13 protein-coding genes are annotated in these 21,498 nt (G+C 41.6%); 9 read left to right on the top strand and 4 right to left on the bottom strand.

Going from position 1 to position 21,498, the window contains the following annotated elements; genetic code table 11:
* Positions 1-278: 278 nt before the first annotated feature.
* The 3 genes from H6G08_RS12450 (at position 279) to H6G08_RS12440 (ending at position 5,029) form a co-directional block, all read left to right on the top strand.
* A complete protein-coding gene (locus H6G08_RS12450) occupies positions 279-791 on the top strand; it encodes a phosphate-starvation-inducible PsiE family protein (RefSeq protein ID WP_190542523.1) in 513 nt (170 codons plus the stop codon).
* Positions 792-895: 104 nt separating this feature from the next.
* Positions 896-2,629 carry a diflavin flavoprotein gene (locus tag H6G08_RS12445; protein ID WP_190542744.1) on the top strand — a complete coding sequence of 578 codons (1,734 nt, stop codon included), beginning with the start codon at positions 896-898 and terminating at the stop codon, positions 2,627-2,629.
* A 711-nt stretch (positions 2,630-3,340) separates the two neighbouring features.
* Positions 3,341-5,029 carry an iron uptake porin gene (locus H6G08_RS12440; protein ID WP_190542520.1) on the top strand — a complete coding sequence of 563 codons (1,689 nt, stop codon included), beginning with the start codon at positions 3,341-3,343 and terminating at the stop codon, positions 5,027-5,029.
* A 155-nt stretch (positions 5,030-5,184) separates the two neighbouring features.
* Here the strand turns inward: H6G08_RS12440 and H6G08_RS12435 are convergent, their stop codons facing one another.
* Positions 5,185-6,834 carry an iron uptake porin gene (locus H6G08_RS12435; RefSeq protein ID WP_242046139.1) on the bottom strand — a complete coding sequence of 550 codons (1,650 nt, stop codon included), beginning with the start codon at positions 6,832-6,834 and terminating at the stop codon, positions 5,185-5,187.
* A gap of 197 nt (positions 6,835-7,031) precedes the next feature.
* Between H6G08_RS12435 and H6G08_RS12430 the strand changes: the two genes are divergently transcribed.
* Positions 7,032-9,398 (top strand): hypothetical protein, encoded by a 2,367-nt coding sequence (locus H6G08_RS12430; RefSeq protein ID WP_190542517.1) that lies wholly within the window; start codon positions 7,032-7,034, stop codon positions 9,396-9,398.
* A 139-nt stretch (positions 9,399-9,537) separates the two neighbouring features.
* Here H6G08_RS12430 and H6G08_RS12425 read toward each other — a convergent pair whose 3' ends face one another.
* A complete protein-coding gene (locus H6G08_RS12425; protein WP_190542514.1) occupies positions 9,538-9,729 on the bottom strand; it encodes a hypothetical protein in 192 nt (63 codons plus the stop codon).
* A 316-nt stretch (positions 9,730-10,045) separates the two neighbouring features.
* Here H6G08_RS12425 and thrC point away from each other — a divergent pair, with 316 nt between their 5' ends.
* Positions 10,046-11,137, top strand: a complete 1,092-nt coding sequence (gene thrC, locus H6G08_RS12420; RefSeq protein ID WP_190542510.1) for a threonine synthase — start codon at positions 10,046-10,048, stop codon at positions 11,135-11,137.
* Between the two features lie 365 nt (positions 11,138-11,502).
* Here the strand turns inward: thrC and H6G08_RS12415 are convergent, their stop codons facing one another.
* Together H6G08_RS12415 and H6G08_RS12410 are read right to left on the bottom strand one after the other, a co-directional pair.
* Complete coding sequence (locus H6G08_RS12415; protein WP_190542507.1) at positions 11,503-12,258, bottom strand: hypothetical protein; 756 nt, start codon at positions 12,256-12,258, stop codon at positions 11,503-11,505.
* Between the two features lie 681 nt (positions 12,259-12,939).
* Positions 12,940-13,719, bottom strand: coding sequence for a DUF3120 domain-containing protein (locus H6G08_RS12410; RefSeq protein WP_190542504.1), 780 nt, complete (start codon positions 13,717-13,719; stop codon positions 12,940-12,942).
* A 452-nt stretch (positions 13,720-14,171) separates the two neighbouring features.
* Here H6G08_RS12410 and H6G08_RS12400 point away from each other — a divergent pair, with 452 nt between their 5' ends.
* From H6G08_RS12400 to H6G08_RS12385, 4 genes are all read left to right on the top strand, one after another.
* Positions 14,172-15,137 carry an undecaprenyl-diphosphate phosphatase gene (locus tag H6G08_RS12400; protein ID WP_190542498.1) on the top strand — a complete coding sequence of 322 codons (966 nt, stop codon included), beginning with the start codon at positions 14,172-14,174 and terminating at the stop codon, positions 15,135-15,137.
* 239 nt (positions 15,138-15,376) lie between these two features.
* Entirely contained in the window at positions 15,377-16,699 is a 1,323-nt protein-coding gene (locus H6G08_RS12395) for a TIGR03279 family radical SAM protein (protein ID WP_190542495.1), read from the top strand.
* 391 nt (positions 16,700-17,090) lie between these two features.
* Positions 17,091-19,913 (top strand): family 10 glycosylhydrolase, encoded by a 2,823-nt coding sequence (locus H6G08_RS12390; RefSeq protein WP_190542492.1) that lies wholly within the window; start codon positions 17,091-17,093, stop codon positions 19,911-19,913.
* An 882-nt stretch (positions 19,914-20,795) separates the two neighbouring features.
* Positions 20,796-21,404, top strand: coding sequence for a PAS domain S-box protein (locus tag H6G08_RS12385; protein ID WP_190542489.1), 609 nt, complete (start codon positions 20,796-20,798; stop codon positions 21,402-21,404).
* The last annotated feature ends 94 nt before the right edge of the window (positions 21,405-21,498 follow it).

The raw sequence follows: 21,498 nt of genomic DNA, 5'->3' as shown, positions 1-21,498 counted from the left end.
GTGCAAAAACGCCCTCACCCTATAAGGGTGGGGCTAGAAATACGAAGCCTGCCTTCGCAGGCTAAAAGTTTGATAGCCTGCGAAGGCAGGCTTTGTTGGTATAGCAATACCCTTGAGGGTATTGCGTCAAAATTGGGATGCTCCCAGTCAAATAGAATTCTTAATTTTGAATTTTGAATGCGTGAATTTTGAATTTATTTTGTCTCCCTTCCCTTGTCCCCCTTGTCCCCCTTCTGCCTTCTCATAACACCGCTTCACACAATAATTGAGAGTGCTATATGTATCAGCCTGCTGAAAATAACCCAACTCCCATGTACCAAATTAATCGGGGTCGGATTGTGCGTAGCTTGGAATTTATCCAAGATATCATCGTCATTTCTTTATGTATTGGGTTATTTAGTTTCATGGTGATTCAGGTGAGAGATATGTTTCTCTCCTTGCTTCCTCCCCTAGATTTTCATGTTGTCACTGCTGATATTCTCTTTTTACTGATCCTCGTTGAATTATTCCGACTGCTGATTATTTATCTCCAAGAACAACGCATATCTATTGGTGTAGCTGTAGAAGTTTCTATTGTTTCCGCCTTGCGAGAAGTAATTGTTAAAGGCGTATTAGAAATAACTTCTAGTCAAGTGTTAGCAACTTGTGCATTTTTACTAGTTTTAGGAATCCTACTTTTCTTGCGAGTTTGGTTACCCCCCACCTTTGAAGGTATCGATCCAGAACAAGAAGTATCCAAACGTTATAAACGCCGCCATCTAGAAGAATTAGCTAAAAACAACGGACGTTAAGAAGAAAGGAAGAGAGACAAATAACAAATGACTATTGTAGAGACGCGATTAATCGCGTCTCTAACAAATGCCCAATGCCCCATTCCCCATATCAAGAGGTTACTATGAATGCTACTTTAATACCCAACCGCAGTAGAGATGTTCAGGTTGCAGAGATTGGTGTTAATACTTTGATATTGCGATCGCGTACTTGGGAACGTCTGAAATTTGAGATTGAATATTCCCGTCAACGCGGTACTACAGCAAATTCTTTTTTAATTCAAGCCGATAAAAAGGTTTTAATTGATCCTCCTGGTGAGTCTTTTACGGAGATTTTCTTAGAACAAATAGCACAGCATATAGACTTAACTACCTTAGATTACATTGTGCTTGGTCATGTCAATCCTAACCGCAGAGCCACTTTAAAGGAGTTGCTGTCTTTAGCGCCCCAAGTAACTTTAATTTGTTCTCGTCCGGCGGCTAATGCTTTAAAAACTGCTTTTCCGGAATGGGAATCCCATATTCAAGCTGTGCGATCGCAAGATACCCTCGATTTAGGCCAAGGACATCAACTCTCATTTATTACCGTTCCTACTCCCCGTTGGGCTGATGGGCTATGTACCTACGATTCCGCTACGAAAATTCTCTACACTGATAAGTTTTTTGGCGCTCATATCTGTGAAGATACGTTATTCGATGAAGATTGGAAAGCTTTAGATGCGGAACGTAAATACTATTTTGAATGTCTTCACGCGCCCCAAACTAAGCAGGTGGAAGTTGCTTTAGATAAATTAACAGTTTTGGGTGCTAAATGTTACGCTCCCGCACATGGCCCGGTGGTACGTTATAGTTTGAGTCGTTTTACCTATGATTACCGTCAATGGTGTCAAGGTCAAAAATCCCAGGAGTTAAGCGTCGCTTTACTTTACGCCTCAGCTTATGGAAATACAGCCATTCTCGCTAATGCGATCGCTCAAGGTTTAATTGAAAATGGCATTAATGTTGAATCAATCAACTGTGAACTCACAGAACCAGCAGAAATTACTCGCATTGTCGAAGCTTGCGATGGCTTTATTATTGGTTCGCCCACTTTAGGTGGACATGCACCGACGCAAGTTCAAACAGCTTTAGGAATTGTCCTGTCATCGGCGGCGAAAACTAAGTTAGCTGGGGTGTTTGGTTCTTACGGTTGGAGTGGTGAGGCAATTGATTTACTGGAAAATAAGCTCAAAGATGCCAATTATCGCTTAGGCTTTGAGACAATTAGAGTCCGCTTCAGCCCGACTCCTTTTGTTTTACAGCAATGTCAAGATGCAGGTGCTAGCTTTGCCCAAAACCTCAAAAAAACCAAAAAACTGCGGACTTCTCGCCAGGTAGTCACAGAAACCCATGTAGATCGCACAGAACAAGCTGTAGGTAGAATTATTGGTTCCTTATCTGTCGTCACTACTCGCGATCGCGATCATCATAAAGGTATCCTAACTTCCTGGATATCTCAAGCAACCTTTAACCCCCCAGGAATTATGATTGCGATCGCTCAAGAACAAAATGCCGATTTAATGTGTCATCCTGGGGACAAATTTGTCCTGAATATCCTCAAAGAAGGTAGAAATGTCCGCCGCTATTTTTCCCGTCAAAGCAGTTTAGGCGAAAATCCCTTTGCTCATCTTCCCACCCAAACCGCCGATAATGGCTGTTTGATTCTCACTGAAGCCTTAGCTTATTTAGAATGTACCGTCCAAAATCAACTCCAATGCGGCGACAGATATTTAATTTATGCTGTAGTTGATAAGGGTGAAGTATTAGAACATGAAGGTGTCACCGCCATCGAACACCGTAAATCTGGCAGTCAGTATTAACCGTGAGAGGTTAATTTGACAGGTTGCTGTTGTTCAGAACCCCGACTTTTTGAAAAAGTCGGGGTTCTTTGACTAATAACAATTTTTCATGAAAATTTAAGTATTATTATTAATTGTTAAGATACAACAGATTGCCAGTTGGTGAGGTACACATTATCGTTGATTGTAGGGGCACTGGCACTGCCATGCCCCGAAGCGCGTACCTCATTTACCTCAAATATGCTGTATTTTTTCAATTATTTGTAAAAGTGACTGATAGATGATTTATTTTACATCAGTTGTTTTACTAAAATTTTGTAAGTTTTGCTACAGAAATTTTTGGTTGATTTTTCTGCATCAAAAGAATGAATTTTAGGAATAGAAAAGTAAAACTTTGTGTAGCAAATTACAAATTTTTATGCATAATAGATACAACTATCTTGGGCTAAAATTTGGTTTCAGCATGAGTTAGCCAGAGCTAACACTCTTTATGGCTAATTTAGCTGCTAATAACTATTAATAACCCTTGATTTTAGGTTGCATTAGAGCAGATATGTAAAATCAGCGATCGCAGCAGTCAATCTCAAACCGAGAAAAGCTAAGTTATGAGTCTTGACTTTACATCATAACTCAATGTAACGTATCTTACTTTATAGGTGTGCAGAAATTCCCAGATTAATTGCTAAAACCAGCAATTAATTATGGATATTTCGTGGAGAGGAAAACGGAAATATGTCTCATTTACTGTGGAAAAATCTGGTCTTACTACCAGTATTTTTGGGTGCAAATGCATTAGCTTCGTCTAGTGTCATGGCTGCGGAAATATTAAATTCTGCTAACTCAGCAGCAGCCAAAAATTCTAGCGATGCTACAACTGCCTTAGAGCCAGCAAAACCAGCTAAAACAGAAGCGAATCAAGTTTTAGTTAGTCAAGCAATTAATCAAGACTCGATGTCTCAAGTTACGTCAGTATCGCAATTTTCTGACGTACAACCAACCGATTGGGCATTCCAAGCATTACAATCTCTCGTTGAACGCTATGGTTGTATTGCCGGCTATCCTAACGGAACTTATCGAGGAAATAGAGCATTAACTCGTTATGAATTTGCAGCAGGTTTAAATGCTTGTTTAGATCGAGTTAACGAACTGATTGCGACAGCAACAGCTGACTTAGTCACTAAACAAGATTTAGCTACCCTCCAGCGTTTACAAGAAGAATTCTCCGCCGAATTAGCAACCTTACGCGGTAGAGTAGATTCTTTAGAAGCGCGGACAGCAGAACTAGAAGCAAATCAATTTTCGACTACCACCAAGTTAGTTGGTGAAGCAATCTTCGTCGTTACTGATACCTTTGGCGACAACAACAATAACAAAACTGTTTTTCAAGACAGGATACGTTTAGACTTACAAACCAGCTTTACCGGTAGAGATACCTTACACACCCGGATTGCAGCTGGTAACGCCAATTTGTTAAGTTTGCCCGGTAACAGCTTTGAAAGTACCCAAACCTTTAACCTGGGCAATACTGGTAGTAACAGCGCGATTATCGACTGGTTATCCTATTACTTCCCCTTGGGTAACTCCCAAGTATATATAGCCGCAAGTGGCGGTATTCACAGCGATTACGCACCTACCGTGAACCCCTACTTTGAAGGTTATGACAGTGGTAACGGTGCTTTATCTACCTTTGCATCTGAAAGCCCAATTTACCGGATTGGCGGTGGTGCTGGCGGTGGCTTAAACTTTGTTTTTGGTAACAGTAATAGTGGTTTCCAACCTTCCATAACCTTAGGTTATTTAGCATCTCAAGCAAATACCCCAACACCAGGTTTCGGCTTATTTGAAGGTAACTATGCGGCTTTAGCGCAATTAAACTTAAACGTTGGCGATCGCTTATCTTTCGCCGCCACCTACGTTCATGGTTATCATAAAGGTGGAAGTGCTTTATTCGATTTAGGCTCATCTGTCAGATCATCTACTGGCGAAATATCTAGCTCAGGTGTCGTAGGTACCGCACCAGCTAACTTTGTTGGTGGTGGTAATCCCTATAACAGTAACTCCTATGGTGTGGCTGCTGCTTTCAAACCTAGCGATAAACTGTCAATTAGTGGCTTTTTAATGTACAGCGACATTAGCAGCTTAATTGGCAATAGTAACGATGAAGTTTGGAGCTATGGTGTGGGTGTAGCTTTACCAGATTTTGGTAAAAAAGGCAACCTTTTGGGCGTTTTTGCCGGTGCCCAACCATATTTAGGTAGAATCAGTGGCGATCGCCCTTACCACATTGAAGGGTTCTATAAATATCGTGTCAGCGACAATATCTCCATTACTCCCGGCGTGATTTGGTTAACCAGTCCCGGTCAAGTTGCTAATAGCGACGATGCAGTGATTGGTACTTTAAGAACCACTTTCACCTTCTAAATTCTTCGAGATAGAAAAAAGCAAAAAGGCGGTGGGGTATGTTCCTCACCGCCTTTATTCATTAAGTTGGGTTTATTCTCCCCAACTATATCAAGAAACGTTAATACACCTAAAACCCTGACCACTGACAAATGACAAATGACCAATGACCAATCTTAAAAAAGAAATGTGCTTCTAAGAATACCCACAGTCACCGACTCATTATTAGGTGTATGACCAGGTTCTATAATATGAATAATTCCTGGTGTAATACTAATATTATCTGTCAGGCGAATGCGATAAAAAGCTTCAATTTGCGTTGTCGTTCCTGGTTGTCCGCCCGCACGCCCTAAACCTGTATTAATCAAATCAGGTACATTGCTACCATCAGGTAAGTTACTGCTAGTAATTTTCGGTGGTTGTCCCACATAAATTCCCCCTAGATTTCCTCTACCAAATAAATCGGGAAAGTTGAGAAATGCCATATAATTTGTTGTTTCTACACTCCCAGTTTGTCCGGGAATGTAAGAACTGGTGTAACCACCCCAAGCACCAAGGGTGATCTTAGGTGAAATTTGCCATGTGACAGTTGCACCCACAGCATTTGTTTGTAAAGGTTCTGAGTTGGCGCTTAAACATTCATCCCCAACAAAAGTTAGCAAACAACCATCTGTAGAGTAATTATTGACGTAATATAAACTCAAATCTAGAGTCTTAATTGGCGTTAGCAGTAACTGTACCCCTGTAGTAGTGTTGCCATCAAATAAACCACTACCTTTACCAGGATTGCCAGGATTATAACTAGAATATATTGCTTGTAAGCTGGCACGTTTAGCAAATTGCCAATCCACAGCTATCCCACCATGACCAAAACCCATATTTAAAATTGGGTTGCGTTGAGCAAAGTAAGATAGCGGCCCTGTGGCTGCACTTTCTACGCGATTAGGGCCGCGAAAAGCAGTTGTCATATTAACGCCTTCTGTTCCCGCCATCACTGCTAAATTATCAGTAACTAGCCAGTGATAATTGAGGTCACTGATAATTAATTCATTATTAGTATTAAATTCATAACCGAGAAAAAAATCATTACGAGAAACGTTATTGGCAGTAAATCGCGGATCGGTATTACCAATACCATATAACAAACCTGTAAATAGATAACTGCGAGGGTTAAATTGGGTGGTTAAATATATTTGTGCTTGAGAGACAACATTAATATTTGTACCAGCATCATTGGAATCTTTAATTCCATCGCGAGGATTAACGTCACCGCGATTGCTAGTCCGTCCTTGAACACCAGAGATAACAATTCCTGAAAGTTTACTTGTGGGGGAGAATTTATTAGCTTCTAGTTCAGCAGTGCGTGCTTCTAAATTATCAACTCTACCCCGTAAATTGGCTAATTCGGGAGCAAATTCTGACTGTAATTTTTGAATTTTGTCGAGTTCTTCGCGGGTAACAATATCACTTGTTCCTGTTGCAATTAACTCATTAACTCTATCTAAACAAGCATTCAAACCTGCGGCGAATTCATAGCGAGTTAAAGCGCGATCGCCGCGATAGGTACTGTTAGGATAACCTGCTATGCAACCGTAGCGTTCCACTAATGATTGCAATGCACCAAAAGCCCAATCTGTAGGCTGTACATCTTTGAGTTGAGACACCGATGTGACTTGTGACATCGGATCTACTGTTTCTAGATCGGGCTGATTCGTGGAGGACGGTAAGCTGTATTCTTGCGCAGTGGCTTTTTGTACAACACCATTGACGCCCGCCATGATTAACCATGCGAGCATCCAGGCTTTACTCTTACTGTGGCTAATCATTTTTTTGTTCAACTTTTTTACTCTAGTTACACAGGTGAAATTTCAGTATATGTAACTTTATTGCTAAACATCTTGAGTAAAATCACTACTATTTGCCAAATAAAAATAAAAAATTTCTGGGCAATATTTCTGCGGCGCGAGTATAAAAGATAAATTACTTAGCCCCTATAGATTCTCTGGAACGAGTGAAAATTAGCATGGTAAATCGGTTGCGAAAGCTGACGCCCAAAACCTCAGGGAAAAGTCAGCCTCGTGCAGGTAAAATCAACCTTCTGTTTGTCAAACCCCAAACCAATAGTCAGCTGGGAAATTGGTTAATATCAATCATAGCGATCGCGGCATTATTGAGCAGTGCTGGTTTACTGATTGCTTTTAGCTGGATTAGCATTCTTTTTATTTTCAATCCAGAGAAGATTATTTGGCTAAATAAATATTTACCGGAATGGGCGCAAATTACAGTCGCCAATGTGGGAACAAGACCCCAAACCCTCAAACAAATTAAAGCCAGCCTCATTCAAAAAAAACTGGTAGCTGGGGAAATCATCGCTTTGGCGAAGGATCGACAAAACAGGTTTTTACTACCAGTTATCCAACAACGCTCCAATTGTCAATTAGATTGCCAAGTAATTGTCGAATTGCGGGTGTATCAAGAATCCCAAGATGTAGAGTTACAATCCCAACCGGAAAAATATTACCATTTGGTTTCCCAATTAGCGATCGCTGGGCCAGATGAAGCTTTTGTTCGGGCTACGAATAATGAAGATAGTGAAGCAGATAATTCCGAAAACAGCCTCCCCTTATCGTTAAATGAATTAAACCGCTTTACCGGAGAAACCCCATTAACAGGTATTTGGTTTGATTTACAAGGTAAAGTACCCCAAGGCGCAGGTGCGATCGCCTACGGTAAAATTGTCTATTACGATCCACAGCGCCAACAGCTCCATGAAATGTTGGCTTGGAAAAGCCCCAATGGACAAGTACCTAAATGGCAGCAAGTAACTGGCGACGCTACCAAAGAATTAGTTATTGACCAAACAGTCGGCTTAGAACCGCAAATCCGCGTTTATCAAGTTAAATCTGCAAAATTAGCGGCTAAATCGATTCACTTAGCCGAAATTTCGCTAAAAACACCAGTCTTATCAGATAATTCTTACCAAGATGCTTTATTACTCGCCCGCAATGGTCTATGGACACCAGCCTATCAATGGTTGAAATCATTAGAAAAACAGCGAAAACAGCCATTTCCGCCAGAAGTTCAAGGACAAATGGCGCTGATGCAAATGCATTCGCAAATTACTAAAAGCCAAGCCGATCAAATTTGGGCGATTCCCAGTCAAGAAGTACTTGCAGATTTAATTGATGGTCGCTGGGAGAAGGCTTTAGAAGTATTTGCTGCATCTGCTGAGAATGTCCAAGAAATAGCCACTCTCTTACAAATGGATGGGGGTAGGTTATGGAATCGCACAACCACTGCATTGCGAGTTAACCCCAATCGCCCAGAAGTTGCAGCTTGGGGAGCCTTAATTTTAGCTGTACAACGGGGGGAAGAAAGAGCGATTTCTTGGTTACAAGCACAACCAAAAATTAGCACTGATACTCTGGTGCGGATTCAAGAGTTATTAGTCATGCTGAATAATCAAGGGGTTAAACCCAGAATTATTTCTACTCACCCCAGCCGCATTATTGGTGCAGTCCAACCAGTTACCAAGGTAGTTAGCACAGAATGGCTTAGACCAAACCCCCAAGCAGGTTTGCAACTTTCCGATAGCGAAGTTTGGTATCAAGTAGAAGTGAGTGCCTTTCATGACGGTAAACGCTGGCTAAATTTCCCCTTTGCGAATTTACAGCTACCAAAAATTTCGCCGGCAAAATATATTTGGGAAACTTTGGGTATTTATTCTGACCCAGAGATTTTACTTGTAGTTTGGTTAGCCAATGGCGAACAACAAATCGCTCCTGCGACTATTCAAGGTATCAAATTACAGGATGGGGCTTTGCGCCTACTAGTAGCGGGAGAAAAAATTGCTCGCGATGGCAATAACTTACTGCAACCCCAGCCTTTAGCTTTAACAGATGCAGCTTTAGAATGGGTACAACCATCACCCCTAACTGTGGAACAACTAGCCCAACAAGATCCCGCCAGAGTTAAAGCTATGTTGCCTACGGTGTGGCGAACTTTACAAAAATCTGGTCAAATTCCTCTAGGTACTATGCCTAGTTTGCCACAAATGCAGCAACAATTGAGTTACTGGCCTGTACAGGTGATGAATTTAACCAATAATTCCCGACCAGAAACTATCCTGACTATTTCTGCAGAAGCGATCGCTTTATTGAAAGAATCCTTACAGCCAGAAACTATACCGCCAAAAAATTTATCCCTTCCCCGCACAATCATCTTGTCTGATAGCGGTAAAGTACTTTATACTGATTTTCAATCTGATTCCGAACAAGCACTGACAGCGATCGCTAAACTGGCAAACAGTCACTCTCTATCTTTGTTAGTAGAGAATGGCAATCAGTACAGCCTCAAGCGCTGGTCTCAGAAAAATCAACGCTTTGAGTAGTGACAGCAATCAGGCTGAAGTATGTAGACACCCGGAGGGTGCCTTGCTAGAGGCGAGAATGTATTCAGTAAATTTACTGCATGGAATTGCGGACATTTTTCATGTCCCTTGAGCCTCCAGACTTCAGACTGGGATTTGCTTATTGTTCTTGGCTATTGCTAGATTGGCGCTGTTCTTTGAGGTTCTGCAACTGCATCAGCAAAGAGTCAATCTCTGCTTGTAAGTGCATGAACTTGATTTGCTGATCGTCTTGGTAATAAGACTTGTTTAACTTGCTTGCTAAAGCTTGCTGGGAAGAGCGGTCAGAAACACTAGATGAATAGGTAGACATAGTTAACTCGATCCACAACTCAACTCACACCATTAGAGATATTATAATAATGTAGTTTTAAGCTTTGTTAAATAATTGTATCGTTTCTATCATTTACTCTAATAGATTTGGAGTTATGTGATAAGAGACTCCAATTACCCAAGATGTGTTCCAGGGAAAACATCGCCAAACTGGGAGGAAAGTAGTAAATAAAACTTATGGTTAAACGCCAAACCCATAAGAAATTACTAGATTCTTGTGTTAAGAGCCTTTAGTGGTGCAAGATGTGTACCACTGGTATTTTTCTGTTTGCACTAAAAAATTTGTATAAATCACCGTGACTGTAAGCCCGTCTGTTGCTAAATCTTATCGCCAACCTTGGCCTGGACTGATAGAAGCCTATCGTCAATACTTGCCTGTCAGCGAACAAACGCCGGTAGTTACCTTGTTGGAAGGTAACACGCCACTGATTCCCGTACCAGCGATCGCCGAACGTATTGGTAGGCAAGTGCGTGTATATGTGAAATACGATGGTCTTAACCCCACTGGTAGCTTCAAAGACCGGGGGATGACTATGGCCATATCTAAGGCGAAGGAAGCAGGCGCTAAGGCGGTAATTTGTGCCAGTACGGGTAACACTTCAGCAGCAGCCGCCGCTTACGCCAGAAGGGGCGGAATGAAGGCTTTTGTGCTGATTCCTGATGGTTATGTAGCTTTAGGGAAATTAGCCCAAGCTTTACTTTACGGTGCGGAAGTCTTAGCAATTAAAGGAAATTTTGACCGCGCCTTGGAAATTGTCCGGGAGATGGCGGAAAGCTATCCGATTACTTTGGTAAATTCGGTCAATCCCTACCGCCTAGAAGGACAAAAAACAGGCGCATTTGAAATTGTCGATGCCTTAGGTAATGCTCCCGATTGGCTGTGTATTCCTGTAGGAAATGCGGGGAATATTTCCGCCTATTGGATGGGCTTTTGTCAATATCACCAAGCTGGGAAATGCGATCGCCTACCCAAAGTCATGGGCTTCCAAGCCGCAGGTGCAGCCCCCTTGGTAAACGGACAGCCAGTAGCGCACCCAGAAACCATCGCTACAGCGATTCGCATTGGTAATCCAGCCAGTTGGGAAAAAGCGATCGCTGTTAAATCAGCTAGCCAAGGAGAATTTCGCGCCGTCACCGATGAAGAAATTCTCGATGCTTACCGCTTGTTAGCTTCCAGCGAAGGTGTCTTTTGCGAACCAGCTAGCGCCGCTTCTGTTGCGGGACTATTGCAAGTGAAAGACCAAATTCCCTCAGGAGCAACTGTAGTTTGCGTCCTCACCGGTAATGGTTTAAAAGACCCAGATACAGCCATTAAGCACAGCAATAGCCAATTTAAACAGGGAATTGCTGCCGATTTAGGAGCCGTAGCCCAAGCGATGGGATTTTAAGGCAAATATCAAAGTAAGCTGATTCGCCCGCCTTGGAATTAATTCCAAGGGATAAAGCCCAAGTAAATAGACCACGCTGTAGGGGCACGGCATCAGTAAAATTATTGTATGTACCAAAAGATTGTCGGTGCCGTGCCCCTACGATAGATGTGGTTCAAATAGGTGAAAACTGCTGTAAGTGAGATAGTCGTGAATTATTGGAGCATATCTGTGAACCCGCTCCTACTTCAGTAGACTCAAGATTTTCATAATATCTAGTCATCTTGAGATGACTTCAGCTATGAGCCAGAAACTTGAGTTTCTTGCGGTAAGTGGGCAGATATGAACATAATTTTTACTCGATATTCCCGATAAATTAGCATTTTTTAAATTGGCGCGCCAGATTCGCTAACTGTTTTCCTAATCCTTAATTGGCCAATTACTTGAAATTTTAATTGAAATTTAAATGGGCTAGAGAAACTGCTATAACTGCCATTCATTACCCGAATTTGGTTAATCTGGTGAGTATTAAAAATGTGATGTGTTTGGTATGGGGTTAATTGAGAATTGAGATTATAATCATTAATTAATTGATCGTTATTAGTAAGAATAATCCCCATAATCAAGGAAGAATATTTATCGATATTAGTTAAGCTATCGTCCCATATATCTATAAAAAATTCTTGCATGAATTCCTGGATTACCAGGATACTCATAAAAGAATAATCTATCAGCAGCTTACTAGCTCTTGATAAATCTGTTTTCAAAGTAATTGTTGCTTGTTGGTAATCGATAAAAAAATCAAGATTTTCCTCAAGCAGATTATCTTCTCCATCAATCATAAGATGGCATAAGGTAAAACCTTCAACAGGTATTTTATCCAATTGATAGGTACAATTTGCTGGTGAATTATCGAGAATAATTTCTTGATGTAGTTCTTGCAGACTTGGGTGAATGGAACTACTTTGTTTAAACTTGGGACTGATTTCTAAATTACCGGGATAAATAGCAATTAATGGTAATAATTCAGCTTCCTTATCTGAGATTGGTATATCCAGAATATGTTTTGCTGTCTGGGTAATTAATCCAGCCAGTTCTGATTGTAGCAGTTCGCTAATTTTGCTGAGTAAGTTTTGAATCACGACTATGATTAATTATCGATAGTTTTTAGGTATAATTCTGCGGTTATACCAATTCAAATAATGTTGACGACACATCAATATATTCTAGAGGGCATGGCAGTACCATGCCCCTACCGTCTGTCGCATTCTTTTTTCAAATTGGTATTACTTGACTTTTTTGCTGACTGCCATATTGACAAATGTAGCAGATTGCAAGTTGGTGAGGTACAGATAATTGTAAAGCCACAGGAGCGATCGCACTCCTACCCTTGTACCTCATTTACCTGAAATACCCTGTAATTAATGAAAATGTATCAGCATAGCTTCTGGCTTTACAGCAATCAATCTTACAAATAATTTTATTGGTTGAAAGATAACTGTAATACAATTGACTATTTTTAAGCTATTTTTTGCGTAATTGTACTGGTGTAAATGCTTTTTTAGAGTGAAATTTAAATTTTGCGGCACACTAATATATTCTAGAGGGCATGGCAGTGCCATGCCCCTACTATCTGTCGCATTCTTTTTTTTAAATTGGTATCAGATTTTAATTAGGATTTTAAGTAGGTTCATAGTCAGCACTAAAGTGAAGCTGCGCATTAAAGCTGCAAGGCTCCAAACTTAGGCATAAATAAACAAAGCCTGCCTAAGCAGGCTAAATTATATGCATCTTCATATTGAATTGTTATTACTAGGAATTGATTAAGCGAAAATTGCTGCTAACAAAAATAAGCTGTCTACCAAAATGGTGCTTAATACTGCACCACCAAAGGCATACCAATGTCGTTTTTGGTTGAATAAAGGTAAAATTCCCAAGGTTAATAGTAATAAAGCTAGAATTCCTGCCCAAGTTTGCCCCCAAGGTGTTTGTACTTGAATGAGAGCAGTTTGTAAAATTGCGGAGACAGCTTCAGGCTCTACGCGCATGATTTGACGCCAATAAGGCATTAAATCTACTACATAAAAGTACACATCCGTTAAGACTGTACCGAATAAAGAACCTAAATAAAACCAGCTACCAACTTTGTGCCAATTTCGCGCCAGACACCAACAAGCAAAGGGTAATCCGATAGATTCTACTGGTAAATGCCATAAGGGTTCCCAACGGAACCATCCCCAATAAATTGCACCTGCTAGCCAACTCCAGCTAAAACCCAACAACAAATCGCCCCAAAGATAAGTTGCAGAACGTGACATTAAGGTAAAACTCAGCCATACCCAAAATCCTGTCATCGCTACACTTAGGCTGGGAAGCGATCGCACTAATGGCGCTTCAATAAATACCGGTACAGATACCAAAAATACCGCCGCCGCTAATACTAGCCAAAGCTTTGTGGATGCTGGTGCAATTGGCAGATTGGGCGATTGCGCGAGTGTTGTTTCTAACTCACCGATGCTATTACGCCCCTGAGTAATGCTGTGTAACTCAGTATCTATAGAGTTGGTAGAAGTACCGTAAGATGACAATGTATTATTAATCAACGTTTTTAATAATTGTTACTAAACTTTATCTTACTTAAGATATCACACTGAAAAATCCCCCCCAGGGGCATATTTATCATACATGATTTTGCAAGAAATGGGTGAGGGGAATGGGGCAGGGGGCAGGGAGCAGGGAGCAGGGAGCAGGGGGACAAGGGGGACAAGGAGGAAAAGGGGACAAATGAAAATTGTAGAGACGCGATTAATCGCGTCTCTACCAAATGACAAATTAGCGATCGCAGAAACTTTAAAAGATTGTCGTCAAGACTTAATCTAATTCAGGGAAACTCTAGCTATTAACCGCTAATCTCTTGGAGAGTGCTAAATTAATGGCGCGTCTTGGTGGGGATAAATGTATAACCCTATAACTGTGTTTTGTGATTATCCTGGTAGGTTTCCCAGGTGGTTGATTTGTGTAATTGGTTGTATTTTCAGCGATCTCAGGTAACGTAATGGCTTTAGTGAAACGTCAAAAATTCTTAATGTTGAGTGCGCTATCTGCTAGCCTCTCGGTAGCTGCATTTCCTCTGCAAGTTCTCAGCACCCAGCCTACTCCAGTGGTGGGTGAAGGGGTGCAACAAATGAATATATTGCAAGCGATTATTTTAGGTTTTGTCCAAGGAATGACCGAATTTCTACCCATTAGTAGTACCGCTCATTTAAAAGTTGTGCCTGTGGTACTGGGTTGGGGCGATCCGGGGGTAGCTTTTACGGCAATTATTCAACTGGGTAGTATTGCGGCGGTACTGTGGTATTTCTGGCCGGATTTATCACGGATTGTTAAAGGTTCGGTGAGAGCGATCGCTTTAAAAGATTATCATGACTATGACTTACGCTTGGCTTTAGGGATAATTTTAGGCACTGTACCGATTATTTTCTTTGGACTGTTAATTAAAAAATTTATTCCTGATTATGATAATTCTCCCATTAGAAGCTTAAGCTCGATCGCTATTGCTTCTATAGTCATGTCGCTGTTATTGGGATTGGCGGAACAAATCGGTAAGCGGGAACGCAACTTTGAGAAACTGAGCATGAAGGATGGTTTATTGATGGGTTTAGCCCAATCTTTAGCCTTAATCCCTGGTGTATCCCGTTCTGGTTCTACCCTCACCGGGGGGTTATTTATGGGATTAGAACGGGAAACAGCCGCCAGGTTTTCGTTTTTGCTGGGTATTCCCGCCATTACCTTAGCCGGCTTGGTTGAGTTAAAAAGTGTTGTGGAAGCCGGATTAAGCAACGATCAAATCGTTCCCTTAGTTGCAGGTGTAATTTCGGCGGGGATTTTTTCTTATATTGCGATCGCCGGCTTGCTGCGCTTCCTGAAAACTCGTAGCACCTGGGTGTTTATTTGGTATCGATTGGTATTTGGTATCGTCATCTTAGGGGCAATTAGTGCCGGTTTGTTGAAAAATAGTTAATAAGCTAATCTGCTTTTAAGTTGCACAATCCATTGTGAGGGCTGTTGACTGTTGACTGTTGTACGGGCGGGTTCACAAATATCTTCGATTGTTAACGAGAATCTCGGTTAACCCGCCCCTACAGACTGTTGACAGCCCTTATTTAGTAGTTATGCAATTTAGACATGCATTAAGTTAATTCTCCCCCTGCCCCCTGCCCCCTGCCCCCTTTCCTCTCGTTGATCCTTGACTCTTAACTCATGAGTACAATCCATCCCGCCCGAATTAGCAAAGTATTACCAGATTCCATCGCTGCTGAAATTGGCTTTGAAGCGGGAGATGCGATCGTTGCAATTAACGGTACTCGTCCCCGCGATTTAATTGATTATCAATATTTATGTGCTGATGAAGTTCTCGAACTCGAAGTTTTAGATGCGGCTGGTAAAACTCATCACCTGGAAATTGAAAAAGATTACGATGATGATTTAGGGCTAGAATTTGAATCAGCTTTATTTGATGGGTTAATTCAGTGCAATAACCACTGCCCATTTTGCTTTATCGATCAACAACCACCGGGTAAGCGTTCTAGCTTGTACTTTAAAGATGACGATTACCGCTTAAGCTTTTTATATGGTTCTTATTTAACTCTGACTAATTTACCTGAAAAAGAATGGCAGCGAATTGAACAAATGCGCCTGTCTCCTTTATATGTATCTATTCATGCTACAGAACCAGAAATTAGAACTAGATTATTAAAAAATCCTCGCGCTGGGCAAATTTTGTCACAACTTAAGTGGTTTCAAGCAAGAAGATTGCAAATTCATGCCCAAGTTGTCGTTTGTCCGGGTATAAATGATGGTATACATTTGGAACACACAATCAGGGATTTAGCGTCATTTTATACTGGTGAAGTACCAACGATCGCATCCGTGGCGGTGGTACCAGTAGGGTTAACAAAGTTTCGTCCCCAAGAAGATGAACTAATCCCGGTAACGCCAGCAAAAGCCCAAGAAGTGATTTCCCAAGTGCGATCGCTTTCTTTAGACTTGCGGCAGAAGTTCGGTTCCAGTGTGGTTTGGTTAGCTGATGAATGGTTTTTAATTGCAGGTGAGGAATTGCCTAGTGAAGAAGAATATGAAGAATATCCCCAAATTGATAATGGTGTTGGTTCGATTCGGTTATTTATTAAGCAATTCACTGCTGCGGCTCAATCATTACCGTCAGAAATTTCTCCCCATAAAAAATTAACTTGGGTAGTTGGTAATGCAGTAGAAAAGGCATTTCAACCGCTTCTCCAACAGTTAAATGCTGTGAGGGGTTTGCAGGTAAATATGCGCGCATTAGCTAGCGATTACTGGGGACAGCAGATTAGCGTTACAGGTTTATTGACAGGGCACGATCTACTTTTAAATTTACAAGACCAAGATTTAGGTGATGGCATTTTGTTGCCAAGTGTCATGCTAAAACATGGTGAATCTTTATTTTTAGATGATATGAGTATTGCAGAAGTTGCCAGCAAACTCGGAACTAAAATTTTCCCTGTAGCCGGAATTGAAGAATTACTCAATACCTGTATTGCTTAAACGATAACTAATCCAGCGATTTTGGATTGTGGCTGAAACAGTCCTCAATCTTATAGCTGTTGACTGTTGACTGTTGACTGTTGACTGACTAGAAAAACTTTTATTGTCAGGGTTTTATCTTAGCTTAATGTCCTAGTCTATCTGGCTACAGCTATAAATCGAAAATTTTCCCCTGCAAGGATTTGTTCGACAAAAGCCTTCGCCGGAACCTAAATATTCTAAAATCTAAAATCGAAAATCTCAAATTGCTAAGGTCAAAATTTAACCGTCAACAGTATAAAAGGTAACTATTAACTACTAGTTACTTAGTTTTGACTACGCTTGATTGCTGCCAAGCTGAAGCGTTGCTGGTTGACGGTTCATAACTAACTAATAAAGTGAGGAGTGGGGAGTGAAGCATCAAAAAGAGCGATTTAAAAATATACAGCGAAAAATTAAAAAAGCCGGATTCCTTATTTTTAATTTGCAATTTTTACTATTAAATAGTTTGGGCATTTTACCAGCAAATGCCGCAGATGCAGAACCTGTATTGAGTATTGTTTATAGTCAAGATAATAGTAATCAATGGTCAACAATTACTAACCGCTTGCAAGCAGCAGGGGTGAAATATTGTGTAATTGCTTTAGATAATGTCAGAAGTCCGGCAGATTGGGGCGATCGCCGGGTGTTATTTTTACCGAATGTGGAGACATTAACACCAGCCCAAGCGATCGCTTTAGAAGAATGGATGAGTAAAGGTGGACGCTTAATAGCTAGCGGCCCTGTGGGGAGTTTGTCAGCACCAGGGGTAAGACAATTGTTGCGGACGCTGTTAGGCGGTTATTGGGGATTTAGCCTCAGTCAAACTCAGCAGTTACAACCCACCAAAACCAAACTCCCAGAAGATTGGCTCAATCAAGATGGACTATTTGGTAAAGTTTATGGCGGTGTTCTCGTCGCCGAAAGCTTGAGCGCACCAGTAGCAGTGTGGAATGCTCAAGATAAACCAGCCGCCGTTGTCACAACCGATCGTTCTACCTTATTAGGTTGGCGTTGGGGAGTGAATACAGTCACCTCAGCCGAATTAGATCGGGCGTGGTTACAAGCAGCGATTCAGCGTCACATGAAATTACCCCCCAGCGCTAGCCGCAAAGTTGAAGGTGGCGCACCTAGCTGCGCTAATTCTGCCGAAGTTGCTCTAAAAACTAATCCCCAACCAGGAGTACCCGCAGCTTTACAACCAGTCATTCCCAAACCAACACCATCACCCACAGCTTTACAACCAACCACGCCCCAAACCTCACCACCGAAGAATCCCCCCACATCAGGAGCGATCACCACTGCGCCCCAACCTAGACCCCTAATCAACGTCATCCCCCAAAATTCCCGGGAAGCAATTGACCAATTAGAAGAAACAGTCAGGTTGGATGTTGTCCCCAATTCTAATGCGCCTATTGCCAGAGGAGAAGCGATCGCCTTACAGCAAGAGTTAGAAAATCTCATTGGGCGCGTCCAAAGTGCCCACATCGCCGCCGCCGTTTCCGCCAGTGGTAACCCTGAAAGCACAGCCAGTAACACCCCAGGATTGAAGGTAGACCGGGCGGGTTTCATTGCCAGTCGATCTGGTGTTACCATTCCCGATAGCGAGCAAGCGATCGCCCAAGCTAGAGAAATTGCCAAAAATTTACCCCAATTAGTCGCCCAAGGAAACTACGCTTTAGCGCGTCAGCAGTGGTTGAAAGCCAAAGCTTTGTTATGGAAACAGTTTCCCCTCGATCGCCCATTAGCTCAACCAGAAATCCGTTCCGTGTGGTTGGATCGAGGCACAATTATCCGCGCAGGTAGCGAGCAAGGACTGGCACAAATTTTCGATCGACTGTCACAAGCAGGCATTAACACTGTATTTTTTGAAACGCTCAACGCCAGTTATCCCATTTATCCCAGCCAAGTAGCACCCCAACAAAACCCCTTAGTTCGCGGTTGGGACCCGTTAGCCTCGGCAGTGAAATTAGCTCATGCCAGAGGTATGGAATTACACGCTTGGGTATGGGTATTTGCGGCGGGTAATCAACGCCATAACGAAATTCTCAACCAACCGTCTAATTATCTCGGCCCAGTTTTAGCAGCTAATCCCGATTGGGCAAATTACGATAATCGCGGTAACATTATTCCCGCAGGACAAACCAAACCATTTTTCGATCCAGCTAACCCCCAACTGCGGCAGTATTTACTCAAACTCTACGAAGAAATCGTTACTCGTTACCAAGTCGATGGGATTCAGCTAGACTACATTCGCTATCCCTTCCAAGATCCCGCAGCAGGGCGGGTTTACGGTTATGGTAAAGCTGCTAGAGAGCAGTTTCAGCAACGAACAGGCGTAGATCCGTTGAAAATTTCCCCAAGCGATCGCGATTTGTGGCAACAATGGACAGCATTTCGCACCGAACAAGTCAATAGCTTTGTCGCCCAAGTTTCTCAACAATTACGGCAAAAGCGATCGAATCTCATCATCTCAGTCGCCGTCTTTCCCCTGCCAGAAATCGAACGGGTACAGAAAATTCAACAAAATTGGGAAGTTTGGGCGAGACAGGGAGATATCGATTTAGTTGTACCCATGACTTACGCCTTAGATACCCCGCGTTTCCAACGTCTCGCCCAACCTTGGATTATCTCTACCAAATTAGGAGCAACTTTACTAGTCCCAGGAATTCGCCTACTTTCCTTACCCACAGTTGGCGCATTCGATCAGCTGCAATTAGTCAGAGATTTACCAGTTAGCGGTTATGCACTCTTTGCCGTCGAAAACTTAAATAATGAATTACACCAAGTTTTTAGTAATACTCAAGGTAAAGTACAACCGAGAATTAACGAACCCATTCCCCACCGCCAACCTTTTCAAACTGCGGCTGTGCGTTACGCCGCCTTACAAAAAGAATGGCAGCTGATGTCACAAAATGAACAACTGAGCATGTCTGCAACAGAAATTGCTGAATTTAATAAGCAAGCACAAAGTTTACAAACAGCATTAACTCAGCTTGCAGATGCACCTTCAGCCAGTAAATTTATTGCGGCTAAGGCTTCCCTAACTCGTTTCCAATCTCAATTTAGAATCTGGATGCGCCAAGAAGCTACAGACAATCCCTATCAAGTCAAAGTTTGGGAAAATCGCCTAGCAACTATTGAAAGATTATTGCGTTACGGCGAACGGCACATGTTATCGCGTATTGGTCAATAGTCATTTGTTAGAGACGCGATTAATCGCGTCTGTACAATTGTTATTTGTCCCCCTGCTCCTTGCCCCCTGCCTCCTACGCCCCTTTGCTACACTGATATCAAATGGCTACACTTGTGCAGTGAATTTACTGTACCAATTTCTGTAAAAAAACTACAAATATATTGGTAGGGGCTTGGTTTCTCTAGTGATGATGCAATTGAATTATTAATAGTTCAATTACTGCCGAGCAAAGCGAACAAACGCTAGTATTTATCTGTGTGTATGTAGATTTATATTTAATTAACTATTTCAGAAATCAAGCAATACAGGCCTTTTTTTCTTGATAATGGGTTTTTGTCTCCAAATCAAATATGAGTCCTAGAGTGAGGTTAATTAGTCATAAACTAATGTGCATCTAAATTGCATAACTACTAATCAGGGCTGTCAACAGTCTGTAGAGGCGGGTTAACCGAGATTCTCGTTAACAATCGAAGATATTTGTGAACCCGCCCGTACAACAGTCAACAGTCAACAGTCAACAGCCCTCACAATTGATTGTGCAACTTAAAAGCAGATTAGCTTACCTCCCTTGTGCCACTAGTCTACCTTTTGCTTGTCTTGTACTGCTACTTTGACGTTCATTAGTGATGCAAAGACGAGATGATTGACGATCTGTTCCTATGTAAGTTTATAAAGATTGACACTTTCTGAGGAAAAAAATGCTAAATTCTAAAAACATCATTGATGGTTCATTGCAATTTTATTGCCTGCCCAAATTTGCCAGATTTACTGCTTGAGAATGATGATTTCTATCTTCATAGCCTGTAAATATCCAAAATATGAGATTGAGTTGACTTAAAAAAAATACAAAACATACAACCAGGAATTTGCTTGAAATAACATATGCAAGCCATACCGCAGCTGCTGTGGATAAAATGCTTAGAGTCAATAATTGATTTTTCGCCTTTAACAGTTGAACCAGAAACATTATTGTTAGATGCGATCGCCTTAATGTCGCAGCAAGGTAAAATTGCTGTAGTTACCTCATCTGCAAGAATCTTCGGCTGCTTAACCGAAAAAGATATTGTCAGGCTGTTAGCTTCAGAAATTGACCTCAAAAACACAAAAATTTCTCAAGTAATGCATCCGGCAACAATGACTTTTAAGCAATCTCAACTAGAGAATTTAGCAATATTGCTAACTCAGTTGCGTCAATCACCCTTGGGTTTGCTGTTAGTTGTAGATGAACAAGAGCGACTCATTGGTACAATCACTAAAGAAAGTAGTTATCAACTGTTAGATAGCGATCTTAACCAACAGCAACCAGCAAATAGCGATCGCCAAGTTACCCTAGAAGCACTGAGAAATAGTGAAGAACGGTTTCGTCACTTAGTAGAAACCAGCAGCGATTTAATTTGGGAAGTAGATAAAAACGGACTTTATACCTATGTTAGTCCGAAAATACGCGATATTTTAGGCTACGAACCAGAGGAAATTTTAGAGGATGTTTGAAAAGTCGGACAGATTGTAAAAAAGCTCTCTCGGTATACGCTGTGAATAGATAGTAGACAGCACCGAGAGAGCAACATGAGTAAAGCATATCCCA

Origin of the sequence: Calothrix anomala FACHB-343, assembly GCF_014696435.1 — a bacterium.
In the GTDB taxonomy this organism is placed as follows: Bacteria; Cyanobacteriota; Cyanobacteriia; order Cyanobacteriales; family Nostocaceae; genus Aulosira; species Aulosira anomala_A.
The sequence above is the reverse complement of the archived record's forward strand: the minus strand, read 5'-3'. Positions and strand labels throughout refer to the sequence as shown.

Bases quoted from the DNA above. Each gene is read 5' to 3' on its own strand.
- H6G08_RS12400 (WP_190542498.1), top strand. From the start codon at position 14,172: ATGGCTTTAGTGAAACGTCAAAAATTCTTAATGTTGAGTGCGCTATCT.
- H6G08_RS12450 (WP_190542523.1), top strand. From the start codon at position 279: ATGTATCAGCCTGCTGAAAATAACCCAACTCCCATGTACCAAATTAAT.
- H6G08_RS12425 (WP_190542514.1), bottom strand. From the start codon at position 9,729: ATGTCTACCTATTCATCTAGTGTTTCTGACCGCTCTTCCCAGCAAGCT.
- H6G08_RS12445 (WP_190542744.1), top strand. From the start codon at position 896: ATGAATGCTACTTTAATACCCAACCGCAGTAGAGATGTTCAGGTTGCA.
- H6G08_RS12395 (WP_190542495.1), top strand. From the start codon at position 15,377: ATGAGTACAATCCATCCCGCCCGAATTAGCAAAGTATTACCAGATTCC.
- H6G08_RS12430 (WP_190542517.1), top strand. From the start codon at position 7,032: ATGGTAAATCGGTTGCGAAAGCTGACGCCCAAAACCTCAGGGAAAAGT.
- H6G08_RS12440 (WP_190542520.1), top strand. From the start codon at position 3,341: ATGTCTCATTTACTGTGGAAAAATCTGGTCTTACTACCAGTATTTTTG.
- H6G08_RS12435 (WP_242046139.1), bottom strand. From the start codon at position 6,834: ATGATTAGCCACAGTAAGAGTAAAGCCTGGATGCTCGCATGGTTAATC.
- H6G08_RS12385 (WP_190542489.1), top strand. From the start codon at position 20,796: ATGCAAGCCATACCGCAGCTGCTGTGGATAAAATGCTTAGAGTCAATA.